Source organism: Hoyosella rhizosphaerae, assembly GCF_014643175.1.
Classification (GTDB): Bacteria; Actinomycetota; Actinomycetes; order Mycobacteriales; family Mycobacteriaceae; genus Lolliginicoccus; species Lolliginicoccus rhizosphaerae.
Window position 1 is genome coordinate 647,720 of the sequence record NZ_BMJH01000003.1, and the last position, 15,409, is coordinate 663,128.

The 15,409-nt window shown below is 58.5% G+C and carries 14 protein-coding genes; 12 read left to right on the top strand and 2 right to left on the bottom strand.

All coding sequences use genetic code 11. The features are described 5' to 3' along the window. Positions 1-17: 17 nt before the first annotated feature. The 10 genes from ramB to IEW73_RS14795 all read left to right on the top strand — a co-directional run bounded on the left by ramB (position 18) and on the right by IEW73_RS14795 (position 9,112). A complete protein-coding gene (gene ramB / locus IEW73_RS14755; RefSeq protein ID WP_188676773.1) occupies positions 18-1,484 on the top strand; it encodes an acetate metabolism transcriptional regulator RamB in 1,467 nt (488 codons plus the stop codon). A 165-nt stretch (positions 1,485-1,649) separates the two neighbouring features. After that, the gene (locus IEW73_RS16650; RefSeq protein WP_268236324.1) at positions 1,650-1,784 is read left to right on the top strand and encodes a hypothetical protein; all 135 of its coding nucleotides are present in this window, start codon (positions 1,650-1,652) and stop codon (positions 1,782-1,784) included. A 153-nt stretch (positions 1,785-1,937) separates the two neighbouring features. Continuing rightward, complete coding sequence (locus IEW73_RS14760; protein WP_188676775.1) at positions 1,938-2,450, top strand: DUF6764 family protein; 513 nt, start codon at positions 1,938-1,940, stop codon at positions 2,448-2,450. A 250-nt stretch (positions 2,451-2,700) separates the two neighbouring features. Further along, positions 2,701-3,957 (top strand): urea ABC transporter substrate-binding protein, encoded by a 1,257-nt coding sequence (gene urtA / locus IEW73_RS14765; protein WP_188676777.1) that lies wholly within the window; start codon positions 2,701-2,703, stop codon positions 3,955-3,957. Between the two features lie 82 nt (positions 3,958-4,039). After that, positions 4,040-4,924, top strand: coding sequence for an urea ABC transporter permease subunit UrtB (gene urtB, locus IEW73_RS14770; RefSeq protein WP_188676779.1), 885 nt, complete (start codon positions 4,040-4,042; stop codon positions 4,922-4,924). Then, a complete protein-coding gene (gene urtC / locus IEW73_RS14775) occupies positions 4,921-6,021 on the top strand; it encodes an urea ABC transporter permease subunit UrtC (protein WP_188676782.1) in 1,101 nt (366 codons plus the stop codon). The genes urtB and urtC overlap by 4 nt, the downstream gene beginning before the upstream one ends. Further along, positions 6,018-6,833, top strand: a complete 816-nt coding sequence (gene urtD / locus IEW73_RS14780; RefSeq protein ID WP_188676786.1) for an urea ABC transporter ATP-binding protein UrtD — start codon at positions 6,018-6,020, stop codon at positions 6,831-6,833. The genes urtC and urtD overlap by 4 nt, the downstream gene beginning before the upstream one ends. After that, positions 6,826-7,518, top strand: coding sequence for an urea ABC transporter ATP-binding subunit UrtE (gene urtE / locus IEW73_RS14785; RefSeq protein ID WP_188676789.1), 693 nt, complete (start codon positions 6,826-6,828; stop codon positions 7,516-7,518). Before urtD ends, urtE begins: the two co-directional genes overlap by 8 nt. A 104-nt stretch (positions 7,519-7,622) precedes the next feature. Then, on the top strand, positions 7,623-8,522 hold the full coding sequence (locus IEW73_RS14790) for an SDR family NAD(P)-dependent oxidoreductase (protein ID WP_188677036.1): 900 nt from the start codon (positions 7,623-7,625) through the stop codon (positions 8,520-8,522). After that, complete coding sequence (locus IEW73_RS14795) at positions 8,519-9,112, top strand: carboxymuconolactone decarboxylase family protein (RefSeq protein ID WP_188676792.1); 594 nt, start codon at positions 8,519-8,521, stop codon at positions 9,110-9,112. The genes IEW73_RS14790 and IEW73_RS14795 overlap by 4 nt, the downstream gene beginning before the upstream one ends. Positions 9,113-9,183: 71 nt before the next feature. Here the strand turns inward: IEW73_RS14795 and lpdA are convergent, their stop codons facing one another. Continuing rightward, the gene (gene lpdA, locus IEW73_RS14800) at positions 9,184-10,587 is read right to left on the bottom strand and encodes a dihydrolipoyl dehydrogenase (RefSeq protein ID WP_188676796.1); all 1,404 of its coding nucleotides are present in this window, start codon (positions 10,585-10,587) and stop codon (positions 9,184-9,186) included. A gap of 136 nt (positions 10,588-10,723) precedes the next feature. On the opposite strand from lpdA, the gene IEW73_RS14805 reads away from it, so the two are divergent. Both IEW73_RS14805 and IEW73_RS14810 read left to right on the top strand, forming a co-directional pair. Beyond that, positions 10,724-12,217, top strand: a complete 1,494-nt coding sequence (locus IEW73_RS14805) for an amidase (RefSeq protein WP_229676026.1) — start codon at positions 10,724-10,726, stop codon at positions 12,215-12,217. 21 nt (positions 12,218-12,238) lie between these two features. Beyond that, positions 12,239-14,272: a prolyl oligopeptidase family serine peptidase gene (locus tag IEW73_RS14810; protein ID WP_268236328.1), complete on the top strand. Its 2,034-nt coding sequence runs from the start codon at positions 12,239-12,241 to the stop codon at positions 14,270-14,272. Between the two features lie 87 nt (positions 14,273-14,359). Here the strand turns inward: IEW73_RS14810 and IEW73_RS14815 are convergent, their stop codons facing one another. Further along, positions 14,360-15,229, bottom strand: a complete 870-nt coding sequence (locus IEW73_RS14815; RefSeq protein WP_188676802.1) for an alpha/beta fold hydrolase — start codon at positions 15,227-15,229, stop codon at positions 14,360-14,362. Between the last annotated feature and the right edge of the window lie 180 nt (positions 15,230-15,409).

Below are 15,409 nucleotides of genomic sequence, written 5' to 3' on the forward strand. Positions count from 1 at the left end.
TAGATAGCCTAGGAATTGTGGCGAAGACATACGTAGGGGCCCGACTTCGACAGCTACGCGCCGAGCGCGGGCTGTCCCAAGTCGAACTCGCAAAAATGCTCGATATTTCGCCAAGCTATCTCAACCAGATCGAGCACGATGTTCGCCCACTCACAGTCCCAGTCCTCTTACGGATCTCAGAACTCTTTGGCGTCGACGCAACATTCTTCGCATCTCAAGACACCACCCGGCTTATCGCCGAAGTGCGCGAGGTTCTCCTCGATGGAGAAATTGGCGTAGACGCAGACGCACAAGAAGTTGCATCGCTCGTCCAGTCACATCCCCAGATAGCGCGGGCGATGGTGAACCTGCATCGCCGATATCGGATCACCACCTCACAACTAGCCGCAGCGACGGCAGACCGATTCAATGACGGTAGTGGCTCCGCCGCGATCAGCATGCCCCACGAAGAAGTGCGCGACTACATCTACCTGCGGCAAAACTACTTTCACGAACTCGACACCGCCGCAGAGAATCTCACGACCCAAATGCGGATGCACCACGCCGATGTGCGCCGCGAAATAGCACGCCGACTGGAAACTAAACATGGCGTCCAGATACTCAAGCGCGTTGACCTAGGCGACGCCGTCCTGCACCGCTATAACCCCGAGACGCGCGTCATGGAAATTTCCACGCACCTCTCGTCGGGGCAACAAGTGTTCAAGTTCGCCACCGAACTCGCCTACCTTGAGTGCTCAGACTTACTCGACGCCCTCGTCGCAGAGGGAAATTTCACCTCGGAAGCAGCACAGAAACTCGCACGAATCAGCCTGGCAAAATACTTCGCGGCCGCCACGGTCCTCCCCTACCGGCAGTTCCACGAAGTTGCAGAAGACTTCCGCTACGACATCGAACGCCTGTCTGCTTTTTATAACGTCAGTTTCGAAACCATCTGCCACAGACTGTCGACGATGCAACGCCCCAACCTTCGCGGTGTGCCATTCTCGTTCGTCCGAGTAGACCGCGCCGGGAACATGTCAAAACGACAATCGGCGACCGGATTTCACTTTTCATCCACCGGTGGCACCTGCCCACTGTGGAACGTCTACGAGACATTTGCCTACCCCGGCAAGATGATGCGCCAGATAGCTGAAATGCCAGACAAGCGCCGCTACCTTTGGGTTGCGCGCACCGTCGAGCGTCGGGCGTCGCGCTACGGGCAACCAGGCAAGACGTTCGCAATTGGACTCGGCTGCGAACTGCGTCACGCGGGTCGCACGGTGTACGCCGACGGACTAGACATCACTAGCGTTGGCACAGCGACGCCCATCGGAGTTGGCTGCCGCATTTGCGAACGCGAACGCTGCCCTCAACGCGCATTCCCCGCCATCGGCAAGGATCTAGACCTAGACGAGCACCACAGCACCATCTCGCCGTACCTCATCCACGAGGGCCCAACTCCCGGTGAGCGCATCCCTGACGAGGAGTTCGCCCCGCACCTTTGACTCCGGGCGGTGGAGGCAAACGACGCAGCGAGACATCACCGTTCGTGAATCGCAACCGCATATTGACACAACGGTGATCGCTGGCCGGGCCTGTGCCCCTACTGTGAAAGTCGACTGCGCCAGCACCACTCATCGCGCAGCAGACTACGTCGTAAGGAGAACTCAGTGCTGACTGAATTCATCGGAATGTTGTCCGAATTCGCCCTCTTCATTCAAGAAAACGGCGGACGCGGCGACTTCGACAACCTTGAGATCGTCCTCGGTGCATTCGAAGACCAGATCTCGATGTTTGGTTCCTGATCAACCAGAGGTGGGGTGGATGACCCTAATCATGCACCCCACCTGGGACTTTAATTTAGTTTCAACGAGTTTCTATTTCCGCCCAATCCGCCACCGCAACGCCTTCGAATCACCTGTGTAAGGAGCATCACAAACCCTCACACGGGAGTTGCCATGAGTACCCTACGGCACCGTCTAGCGCTTACGCTGGGCGCTTTTTTTGTTGCTGGTTCCGCGTCGGCCGTGGCCGCAGGTGCGGCGTCGGCCAGCCCTGTTGATTGCCCTGCTCTACCTGGAGCAGCGCAGACTTTAATCAGTTCCACTTCGGAGTGCGCAGCCAATGCCGACGCCTCAAGCGCTGCCGCCGCGTTTGGCAACGGCGGCTCTGCGACCGCCAACGCGACGAATATGGGCCTTTCCCTCGCGATTGGCGCCGATGGTGGAATCGCCGTTAGCGAAGCAACGAACTTCTCTGGCCCCGCAGCAATTGCCATCGGCCAGGGCGCACGCGTTGAAGCGTGGGGTGTCAGCCCAGGCTTGTCGATTGGTATAGCCGGACCTGGCGCCACTGTGACAGTCTCAGGAACCTCTGCCCCACAATGCTCCGGCGGACCCTCATTTGCTGGCGACTTCCAGACGCTCAAAGGCTGTGTGTCCGATGGGAACACAGTGATTCCGCTGGGTTAGTTTCCCGGGGTTAGTTTCCCGGGTTGAAAGCCGCAGGTGTGCGCACGGCTGCCGCCCAACCGCGCCGTGCGTACGCCTGCCCCACGCGTCATTTGCGAAGTTTAACTCGCACGTAACGGTGGTTAATGCCTGCGTGACAATCTGTCACTTGACCGAAACAGGCGCGCTCTAACGTTCCACACAACGGTCAGCGGCCCCGAATACAGCCGCCGATCAATCCCGAAGTTGAGTGGAACGAAAGGTGTGCTGGATGAGGTTGACTAAGCGCGGCGTAGCCGCCCCCACCGCATTAATTGCGGTTGGTCTAATGCTTACCGCCTGCGGAAGCCGTGCCGGAGACGAATCGGTGGTCGGTTCCGCAGCATCATGCGTAGACACGTCCGGCGACACAATCAAGGTCGGGTCGCTGAACTCACTTTCCGGCACAATGGCGATCAGCGAAGTCACCGTTCGCGACTCGATCCGTCTTGCTGTGGACCAGATCAACGAGGACGGCGGAGTTCTCGGCAAGCAAATCGAGATCGTTCCCGAGGACGGGGCGTCTGACCCAGCAACATTCCGCGAGAAGGCCGAAAAACTCGTCCGCCAGGACTGCGTCGCGGCAGTATTCGGTGGATGGACCTCAGCGAGCCGCAAGGCGATGCTCCCAGTCTTCGAAAACAACAACGCACTCCTGTACTACCCAGTGCAGTACGAGGGCCTTGAATCATCATCCAACATCTTCTACAGCGGCGCCACCACCAACCAACAAATCGTGCCTGCGCTTGACTACCTCAAGGAACAAGGCATCTCATCGATCTACCTTGTTGGCAGTGACTACGTGTTCCCTCGCACCGCAAACGACATCATCAAGGCCTACGCCGCAGCCCACGACATCGAAGTTCTCGGCGAAGACTACGTACCACTCGGCGGATCAGCCGACTTCTCCACCATCCTCAACAAGGTTCGTTCAGCTAGCCCAGACGCCATCTTCAACACCCTTAACGGTGATGCGAACGTCGCGTTCTTCCGCGAGTACGCAAACGTGGGACTAACCCCGGAGACGACACCGGTGATGTCTGTGTCGATCGCTGAAGAAGAAGTAGCGAGCATCGGGGTCCAGAGCATCGAAGGCCAGCTCACTGCCTGGAACTACTACCAGACTGTAGACACACCTGAGAACGCTGCGTTTGTTGCGGCATACAAGGATCGCTACGGCCAGAACAAGCCCACCTCGGATCCCATGGAAGCTGCATACACTTCAGTCTTCCTATGGGCAGCAAGCGTAGAAAGCGCCGACTCATTTGATGTCGATGCAGTTCGCGACGCAGCCGGTGGAATTAGCTTCGATGCACCAGAAGGCACAGTCGTCATCAACGGCGACAACAACCACCTCACCAAAACCTCCCGTATCGGCGTAATTAACTCCGAAGGGTTGATCGACACAGTGTGGGAATCGGACGGACCGATCGATCCGGACCCCTACCTCACCTCGTACGACTGGGCTGAAGGGCTCAGCGGTAACTGATTTCGGTCGTGGGCCCGTGCCGCTTGGTGCGGGCCCACTTGCGTGCGACCATATCCCCTCATAGGAAGGACTGGGATCCGCGATGGATGTCGTGACCAGCCAGCTCTTCACCGGGCTCAGTACGGGGTCAATTCTCCTACTCATCGCTCTCGGTTTGTCTCTTACCTTCGGCCAAATGGGCGTCATCAACATGGCTCATGGTGAGTTCATCATGGCCGGTTCTTACACCGCTTTTGTTGTTCAGCAAGTGTTTTCCAGCGCTGGGGTCTCGCTCTTCGCGTCGCTCTTCATCGGCTTCTTAGTCGGCGGAATCTTCGGTGTGATTCTGGAAATGACACTCCTCAGACGCATGTACCACCGACCGCTTGACACCTTGCTTGTCACATTCGGTGTTGGGTTGATCTTGCAGCAGCTGGCCCGAGACATTTTCGGGGCACCAGCCGTCAACGTCGTAACACCAGAATTTCTGCGAGGCGGGGTGGAAATCCTCGGCGCTGTCGTCCCGAAAACCCGCCTGTTCATTTTGGTGCTCGCCATCGTTTGCGTCATTGCCTTGGCCGCAGCATTGAAGTACACGTCGATGGGTCGACGGATCCGGGCTGTGGTTCAAAACCGTGACCTTGCTGAAGTCAGCGGCATCTCCACCCGCCGTACCGACATCACAACATTCTTCATTGGCTCTGGGCTTGCTGGTGTCGCAGGTGTGGCTCTGACCCTCATAGGTTCGACCAGCCCCACCATCGGACAGAGCTACATCGTCGACGCATTTCTCGTCGTGATTGCCGGCGGGCTCGGCCAGATCCGCGGCGCGGTGATCGCAGCGTTCACTCTAGGACTTTTGCAGTCAGTGTTTGAATACTCGACCACTGCGAGCATCGCCAAGGTCCTGGTGTTCTTCGTGATCATCATCTTCCTACAGGTTCGCCCACAGGGTCTGATCAGCGTGAAGACAAGGAGTCTCGCATGAGCCAGACTGCAACAGCTACTCGAAAATCAGCCCCGGCGCACAGTTGGCGTGATCGCTACGGCGCTCTTGCCGGATTCGCCGCGGGGGCCGTAGTGCTCTTCGCTGTCGCCCCGCTCGTCCTCAGCGACTTTCGGCTCGGCCTTCTCGCAAAGTTCATCACCTTCGCCATCGTCGCGGTAGGCATCGGTCTTGCCTGGGGTCGCGGAGGCATGCTCACCTTGGGCCAAGGTGTGTTCTTTGGGCTCGGTGCGTACATGATGGCCATGCATATGAAGCTGGCTGACGCTCAACTTCAAGGCCCAGGAACACTGCCGGACTTCATGCAACTCGGCGGTCAGCGAGAGCTTCCAAGTTTCTGGGTACCGTTCACCAGCCCAGCGTTCACCCTGATGGCGATCGTCACAGTCCCAACGCTGTTCGCCTTCGTCCTCGGACTCGGGATCTTCAAACGACGGGTGAAAGGCGCTTACTTCGCCATTCTGAGCCAGGCTCTGGCAGCAGCGTTTGCGATCTTGTTGGTGAGTCAGCAAAACACGTTGGGCGGCTCCAACGGGATCAGCTACTTCCGTACCTGGTTCGGGTTCAACCTCAACGACCCCGCCAACAAGCAGATGCTGTATTTCATTGCCGCCGCAACTCTGCTCATCGTGATGGCTATTACGCGACAGATCATGAACAGTCGCTACGGTGAACTCCTGATCGCGGTGCGTGACCAAGAAGAACGAGTCCGCTTTCTCGGGTACGACCCCGCCAACATCAAACTATTTGCTTACGTGATAGCTGCTCTATGGGCATCCATAGCTGGCGCGCTTTTCGTACCCATCGTTGGCATCATCACGCCGCAAGACGTGGGTGTTCTCGCCTCCATTGCATTCATCATCGGTGTCGCAATCGGTGGCCGCACCACCCTATTGGGCCCCGTGCTCGGTGCCATCGCTATTGCGTGGGCACAAACGTCGCTGTCGGAACAGTTCCCCTCCGCGTGGACCTACGCACAAGGCGCACTGTTTGTACTTGTCGTCGGGTTCTTGCCCGGCGGAATCGCATCGCTGCTGGTGTGGCGCCGTTGGCAGCGCAAAAAGGAGGCTGCGCGATGACACAGCAAACACACGAACCCACCTTCGGCGGCAATGTCGGAATGGGCTCGGAATACCTTGAAGTACGAAACCTCACCGTAGATTTCGATGGCTTCAAAGCGGTCTCCGGCGTTGACCTCACCCTTGTTCAAGGTGACCTTCGCTTCCTCATCGGCCCCAACGGTGCAGGCAAAACCACTTTGGTTGATGCCATCACCGGCCTAGTGCCTGCCACGGGTTCGGTCGACAAATCCGGCGTGGAACTCGTCGGTAAGCCCGCCCACAAGATCGCGAAACTGGGTGTTGGACGGACATTTCAAACAGCCAGTGTGTTTGAAGAACTTTCGGTCCTGCAAAACCTCGACATCGCAGCCGGTGCACACCGGTCAGCATGGTCCCTGCTGCGCACGCGGCGGTTCGTGGAATCCAAAATTGAAGAGGCACTGGAAGTCACAGGACTTGCCGCCCTACGCGACCAACCAGCAGGCGTGCTCGCCCACGGGCAAAAGCAGTGGCTTGAGATTGGGATGCTGCTGGTTCAAGACGCCACAGTCTTGCTCCTTGATGAGCCCGTCGCTGGGATGAGCCACGAGGAGCGGGAAGAAACAGGCCAGTTGCTCCGGCGCATCGGTGGCGAACGCACCGTGGTCGTGGTCGAGCACGACATGGATTTCATGCGCCAGTTCGCAACGTCGGTCACCGTGCTGCACGGTGGAAAAATCCTGAGCGAAGGCACCGTAGCCCAGGTGCAAGCTGACCCACGCGTCCAAGCTGTCTACTTGGGCACAGCTGCCGCTGTCGGCTCCGAACTGGAAGGCGAAGACGATGCTTGAGTTACGCAATGTCAACACCGGCTATGGCCGTTCAACTGTCGTATACGGCGCATCCGTCGACGTCCCCTCCGAAGGTGTCGTCGCGATCATGGGACACAACGGCGCCGGCAAAACAACCCTGCTGCGCGCCGCCGTAGGCTTGTGCAAAGTCACCAAGGGCAGCGTCTTTCTTGATGGTGAAGGCGTGACGTCGCTTCGGCCGAGCGCACGAGTGGCGCGCGGACTGGCGTACGTACCGCAGGGACAGCAATCCTTTGGCCAGCTCACAACAATGGAAAACCTCCAACTCGTGGCCGACGGGCGTCAGCGTGGAAAACAGCTCATCGACGAGTCGTTGGACATGTTCCCAGCGCTGACGGAGCTGTTGACCCGCAAGGCGGGACTATTGTCAGGCGGCCAACGGCAACAACTCGCGATTGCACGGGCACTGATCACCGAGCCTCGGATGCTCATTCTCGATGAGCCAACCGAAGGTATCCAGCCATCAGTTGTGAAGGAGATCGAGGAAAAGATTCTCGCTTTGACGCAGCGAGGAAACCTCGGAGTCCTGTTAGTCGAACAGCACATCGGATTTGCATTGCGAGCAGCCCATCGCTACTACGTCATCGAAGCGGGCCGCATCACTGCATCTGGCGCCGGCGGAACGGGCGCCGCCGACGAGGTACGAAGCGCGATGGCAATTTAACCCAGCATGTGAAGGTGCCCTGAGACATGGGGCGCCTTCACATGACACGGCCACACGACGATCCACACTCGTCACCGCACGCAGGCACGTATGGTGAGGAAGTGATGCCCAAACGTCGAACAAGTCTCAGCGGTCAACGAATCCTCATCACCGGTGCGGCTCGCGGAATAGGTGCCGCCCTCGCGCGAAGCCTCACCCACCAAGGCGCATACGTCGGGCTTCTCGGAATCGAACCTGAACTGCTCGCCGCTGTCGCCAACGATTGCGGGACCGCCAGCGGGCCAGCGCCGTGGCGGGAATGCGACGTCACAGACGCAGACGCTACCGAAAAGTGCATCAATGACATCGTCGCCGAACTCGGCGGGCTCGACGTCATCGTCGCCAACGCCGGTGTCGCAGCACAATTACCTCTCGTAGGCGGAAACCCGGAGATCTTCCGGCGCACCATCGAAGTCAATTTGATGGGGGTATACAACACCGTCCGCGCCGCAGGTCCCCACATCTCTCACAAAAATGGCTATGCCCTGCTCGTGTCATCGCTTGCCGCTGCGATCAACCTGCCACTACTAGGTGCATACAGCGCATCGAAGGCAGCTGTTGAAGCACTGGGCAACACGTTGCGCACCGAGTTGCACCCCTATGGCGCAACAGCAGGGGTCGCATACTTCGGCGAACTTGATACAGAAATGACATCGCGCGGATTCGGCACAGAAGCTGCCAAGGAATTAACGAAATCAGGACCACTCCTCAAAGTCGCTCCCCTCGCGCCCGCAATTCGCCGCGTTGAACGCGGAATTGCGCGCCGGTCCCGCATCATCGCGGCCCCCTGGTATGTGCGCCCACTCTTGCCGATGCGCCCAGTGGCGCAACGCGTAATTGACGTGACGATTAGGCGAAACCTTGCATCCGCCCTGGAGATCGCCCGCGCCGAGAACGCACCATTAACCACCGCGCAACGGGAAACCGTGTTGCGGCCCCCCAACCAAGGAGATACGACCGCATGACTCCACGAATCCCACCGGGTTCGCTTCGAGAACTCGGCCCCTCAAACTGGGCGTTCTCCCGGTTCGCAGCCAAGGTCATGCGCGTCAACGACGTTCACCTCTTCAGCACACTGGGACATACCCGCGGACTTTTCCGCGCGTGGCTCATGTTCTCTGCCCGACTGATGCCGTTCGGTTCCCTGCCGCGCTACGAAGTCGAAATGATGATCCTACGAATCGCGATTCTGCGCGGTTGCACTTATGAATACGATCACCACGAAAAATTGGGTAAACGAGCTGGGCTCAGCCGCGCCATCATCAACCGAATCGAAGCCGGACCCTCTGCGCCGGGATGGTCGACCCGTCACCACGCGCTACTAGTTGCTGTCGACCAGCTCATCAACACCAAAGACATCGACGACGAGACGTGGGCCAGGCTCGATCGGTTCTTCAATCACCGTGAGCTTGTTGAAATTGTCCTACTCATCGGTCAGTACGATTCGCTCGCCACCACGATTCGCGCACTACGGATCGAACGAGACCAACGCATCGTCAAGCCCCAACGCATCGTCGAGCCACAGCCCAGTCACGGCCAGCTGGCCGAACGCTAGCGGACACAACTATGGGCGGCCCCTGGAGGAACCGCCCATAGTTAAGACCCGCCTAAAGGCGCAGCACTGGATCAGAAGTTGATCATGTGCCCAGCAAGTCCGTGAATAGCTTCCTGCAACGCTTCGCTGAGCGTCGGGTGCGTATGCACATTTCGAGCCAATTCGTTGACGGTGAGATCCCACTTCTGCGCCAAGGTCAGCTCAGGTAGCAGTTCCGATACGTCAGGGCCGATGAGGTGTCCGCCGAGAAGTTCACCGTACTTTTTGTCCGCGATGAGCTTCACAAACCCGGTAGCGTCGCCCAAACCGTGAGCCTTACCGTTCGCCATGAACGGGAATGTCGCCACCTTGACGTCGTAGCCTTCGTCCTTGGCTTGCTGCTCAGTCAAACCAAATGACGCGACCTGCGGCTGGCAGAATGTTGCCCGCGGCATCATCCGGTAGTCACCAAGCTCTAAGGTCTCGGCGTCACCGATAGTTTCCGCAGCGACCACACCCTGTGCCTCCGCGACATGTGCTAGTTGCAGCTTCGCGGTGACGTCACCAATGGCGTAAATGTGAGGCACGTTGGTACGCATCCTCGCATCAATATCAATCGCACCACGGTCAGTGACTTTCACGCCGGTGTTCTCAAGGCCGTAGCCCTTCACCCTCGGTGCGAATCCGATAGCCTGCATCACCTTGTCAACGGTGACGGTCTCCACCTTCTCGGACTTGTTGTCCTTGATTTTTACCGTCACCTTCGAACCATCGTCATCGAGGCTCTGCACTGCGGCGCCCGTCTTGATTGCGACGCCGAGTTTTTTGTACGCCTTCTCGATTTCCTTCGACACATCGGCGTCCTCATTGGGCAACGCACGGTCAAGGAACTCGACAATCGTCACATCGACGCCGTAGTTCGCAAGCACATACGCGAACTCCATACCGATAGCGCCGGCGCCAATGATGAGCATCGAACCAGGCAAATCCTTCGTCATGATTTGCTCTTCGTACGTCACAACATTTTTGCTCAACTCAGTGCCAGGCAACAGTCGTGTACTGGTGCCCGTCGCGATGATCGCGTTGTCAAAGGTGACAGTGTCGGTGCCGCCCTTAGACAACGAAACTTCAATAGTGTGGTCGTCAGTAAACGCCCCGCGACCTTCATATTCTGTGATCTTGTTTTTCTTCATCAAGAAGTGAACGCCCTTGACTCGGCCGTCCGCGACTTTTCGGCTCCGGTCAAAAGCTGCCCCAAAGCCCATCGAAGGGTTACCTTCGATTCCGAAAAGTTTCGCTTCCTTCGTGATGATGTGCGCAAGCTCAGCGTTTCGCAGCAGAGCCTTCGACGGAATACACCCCACGTTCAGGCACACACCGCCCCAATACTTCTCCTCAACGATCGCGGTTTTCAGGCCCAGTTGCGCGCAGCGAATCGCCGCGACGTACCCTCCGGGTCCCGCTCCAAGAACAACTACGTCATAATGTGCAGCCACGATTCACGAGCCTAGTCGTGTGGGCTCGTTATGTCCTGCGTTGGGGGTCGAATCTGAAAATTCCCACCGCCGCCCACAGCCCAGGCGCATACTGTCAACACTTCAACCACTACTCAATGGCGAGGAACTGGGAAGCATGCCTGAAACAACCAAACGCCCCATGCGCGAGCACCCGCTCTCCGGTGATGACATCACCCAGTGGTCCGCAACCCGGCTAGCCGACGCCATTGCGCGCGGTGAGATCTCATCACGCGACGTTGTCCAACAACACATCTCAACGCTTCAACGCTTCAAGGCACTCAACGCGATCGCCAAAGACCGATTTGACGCAGCCCTCCGTGACGCGGACGAGGCCGACGAACGCATCGCCGATGCGAAAGTGACCAACACGACGTCGGACACAGCGCTACCTCCGCTCCTCGGCGTCCCGTTCACAGTCAAAGAATTCATCGCAGTCAAGGGAATGCCCAACACCGCAGGCTTCCCCCATAGGCGCCACCAACTGTCCACATCCGATGCCCCAGCAGTGCAACGGCTTCGCGACGCCGGTGGCATCCCTCTAGGCGTCACAAACTCTGCTGGGCCCATCTTCTGGATGGAGACCTACAATCCCCTCTACGGTCGCGTCAGCAACCCGTACGACCTATCGCGTACAGCAGGCGGATCGTCAGGCGGAGACGGCGCAGCAGTCGCCTGCGGAGGATCACCACTATCGCTCGGATCGGACCTGGGCGGATCGCTGCGCATACCCGCATTCTTCAACGGCGTATTCGCGCATCTCCCTTCCGTCGGGCTCGTTCCCAACACCGGGCACTTCCCCATGGCCTACGGAGAAGCACGCCGTAACCTCTACCTCGGGCCTGTCACCCGGAAATCCGAAGACCTCTATCCACTTCTCAAAATTTTGGCCGGACCCGACGGATTCGACCCGCACGCGCGCGTCATGCCGCTGCACAACCCGGCTGACGTGTCACTCACTGGCTTGCCCGTCATATTGGCTGTCGACTCGACCATCACAAAGCCCGGCATCGAGCTCGAGACAGCCCGCTACCTCGCTGCACGCACACTGGAAGCACGCGGCGCCATCGTTACTGAAGCACCACTGCCATCACTGCGATGGGCAATCGCGCAGGCGCTAGCGTCATTCAGTTCCACACTCGACATCGCCGGAACCGTTGCCGACATCATTGGTACCCACCCCGAGCAGTCACCCGGACTTGTCGTCTCCCTCCTCAACGCGCCCATAGCGCTGCTCCGCCTCGCGGAACTTGCACCGGCACGACGCGTTCGGACACTCGCCGCCCGTAGGCTCGTCAACGCAGCCACCAAGGCCGCCGACCAAATCGTTGACCTTCTCGGCGATGGCGTGATGCTCTACCCGCCCTTCCCACGCGTCGCCCCCAAACACTTCACCACCTACGGGCAACCGTGGCTCGCCACCAACACACTCGTCTTCAACATGCTCGGATTTCCCGTCACCCAAGTACCCACTGGGATCGGCAAAAGTGGCCTACCCCTCGGACTGCAAGTGGCCGCAGCACCTGGGAATGATCACGCAACCATTCGAGTCGCACGTGCGCTCGAAAAAGGCCTCGGCGGTTGGCGCCCGCCACGCATGGCGAACTCCTAGCAACCTGAAAATAGTGCGGCAATCGCGCACACTGGTGTCATGGAAGACCCCTACCTGTGGCTCGAAGAAATCGATGGCAGCGACGCGCTTAACTGGGTTCGTCAACACAATGACACAACCACGGCAGCATTTCGCACCGACGAATTCACCGAACTTGAGCACCGCATACGACAAGCCCTCGACACCGACACCCGAATCCCCTACGTGCGCCGACGCGGCAACTACCTTTACAACTTCTGGCGCGACGCCACCAACCCCCGCGGGCTGTGGCGTCGAACCACACTGGACGAATACCGTAACGAAGCGCCAACGTGGGAAGTCCTTATCGACGTGGACGCCCTCGCCGAAGCTGAAGACGAAAACTGGGTGTGGGCAGGAGCAACAGTCAGGCACCCCCAGTTTGACCGAGCACTAATATCACTCTCGCGCGGTGGGTCAGACGCAACAGTGGTCCGGGAGTTTGATCTGCAGACTCAACAGTTTGATGCCGCCGGATTCACACTCCCAGAAGCAAAATCGGATATCACCTGGATCGACCGAAACACGGTCTTTGTCGGCACAGACTTCGGCGACGGCACCCTCACCACATCCGGCTACCCACGCACTGTACGACGGTGGAAACGAGGCACACCGCTAGGCGACGCCGAACTAGTTTTTGAAGGCGACAGCACCGATGTGGCCGTAGGCGCCTCGCATGACACCGCAGAAGGATTCGAACGCTCGTTTGTTGAACGCGCCATCGACTTCTACCACGCCGAACACTATCTACTCACTGATGCTGGAACCATCCGAATCGATGTTCCAGACGACGCTCAAATCTCCGTGCACCACGCGTGGCTACTCGTTCGCCTCCGCTCGCCCTGGACAGTTGGCGGCGTCGAATACCCGGCAGGCTCATTGCTGCGGGCAAACTTCGAAAACTTCCTCGGCGGCGACCACACAGTGACACCGGTGTTCACCCCAGACGAGCAAACCTCGTTGCTGCAAATGTCGTGGACTTCGAACTTCCTGGTCCTTGTCACCATGACCGATGTGCGCACAGCAGTGCGAATCATCAACCCCACCGACTGGGCCGACACCACCGTAGACGATCTCCCACCATTGCAGTCCGTCACGATCACCGCCACTGACGACGACAGCGACGAAGTTTTCATCACCTCAAGCGGCTACACAACACCAGCAACGCTCTGGCACGGCACGATCGAAGAACCAGGCACCATCGCGCTCCACGACATCAAGAAGTCTCCCGAACTCTTCGATGCGAACGCAGTGGTCACCACCCAACACTTCGCCACCTCGGCCGACGGGACACGGATCCCCTACTTTGAAGTCCGCTCGCCACATGACACACCTGGGCCCGCCCTGCTGTACGGATACGGCGGATTCGAAAACTCGCTTGTACCCGGATACAGCCCTGGAGTGGGACTCGGCTGGATTGAACGGGGAGGTACTTTCGTCGTTGCAAACATTCGAGGCGGAGGAGAATACGGTCCCAACTGGCACACCCAGGCACTGCGGGAAAATCGACCACGCGCCTACGAAGATTTTGCCGCTGTAGCCCAAGACCTCATCAGCAGGGGCGTGACAACCGCGAAAATGCTCGGCGCACAGGGCGGAAGCAACGGTGGTCTCCTCATGGGCGTGATGCTCACCCGATACCCCGAACTGTTCGGCGCGATCATCTGCCAAGTTCCACTTCTCGACATGAAGCGGTACCACCTACTGCTCGCAGGTGCGTCATGGAAAGCAGAATACGGAGACCCGGACGACCCCAACGATTGGGAGTTCCTCAAGCAGTACTCGCCGTACCACAACACAAGCGAAGATCAGGTGTATCCACCGGCTCTGATCATGACCTCGACGAGGGACGACCGAGTCCATCCCGGGCATGCGCGGAAGATGACGGCGCTCCTCGAACAGCAGGGCCACCCTGTGCACTACTACGAGAACATCGAAGGCGGGCATAGTGGTGCCGCCGACAACGCGCAGCTTGCGTTCAAAACTGCGTTGGCATACCAGTACCTGTGGACGCAGCTGAACAGCGACAACAGCTAGTTCCGGCGTGGGCAGGTATGTCGGGGTGGTTCCGGGTTGGTTTCGGGCCACCCCTCCCCTGCCCATGCTGAGGGTCCGTGGGCGAACCTAGAGTTTCGTCTCCAGCCACTGCAAAATGCGGTCCACCGTCAGTTTCGGTGCTCGGATCCACCCATTATGGCCCTGAGGTTCCGAATTGAACCAATGCTCAACGTCGGACTTCTCCAGTTTGTTGACAAGGTTATTTACTGACGTCGATGGGGCAATGTCGTCGCGCGCCACGGTTACTGCTAACACGTGGAGGCTGGATTCGGATAGCGCCGATTCATAGTTGATGTCCGCCCCTGCGGGGTCAATCCGACCGGTTCGCGCAAACCGTGACCAGTCTCTTACTAGGACTCGGGATTGTCGACCGAAGCCAGCGAGATTCACTTTGTCGCCCGGCCAGTAGCCGGTTACTTGCGCTGTCATGGACATCATTTGGCCACCTACGAGGGGGCCGAGTGCGCGCATACCAGGAAATCCCCGAAAGTACGGCGATCCTGCGCCGACCAGCACTATCCCGCCAATTGAGTGGGGGTTTCGGGCTCCGTACAGGCAGGACAGCTGGCCGCCGAGGGAGTGTCCAATGAGCACTGGTACATGTTCGGGAGCGTTTTCGCGGAGGACCTCTAGTGCTGCAGGGATATCTACGGTCACGAGATCGTGGTATCCGTATTCGCTTTCCTTGTGAGGGCTTGGGTCGCTGGCGCCTTGACCTCGAAGCTCTGTCACTGCGGTGGGAAACCCTCGGTCGCTCAGCATTTGTGCGAGCGGATCGTAGTACGAGGCGGGTGATCCTAAGCCTGGTATGACGAGGAAACTGATCCGGCGGGGAGCGATTTCGTGGCTTGCGCTACCTGTGGTTTTGTCTTGTTCAACAAATACACGCACCGGCGTAATTGTGTTGTCAGGCATTTGAACTGGCACAACGATCATGTTTTGTCGCCTCCCCGGTCAGATTACTTCACTGTATTGGAAGCATCATGTTCGGGACAGTGCCCAAGGCACTTGTGTGGCGTCGTTGTACAACTGTTTTTGGGTAAAAAAATAGTGGTGGGGTGCACCAGAACTATGTCTGACACACCCCACCACCAACAACCCTTGTCCGGCAGTGAC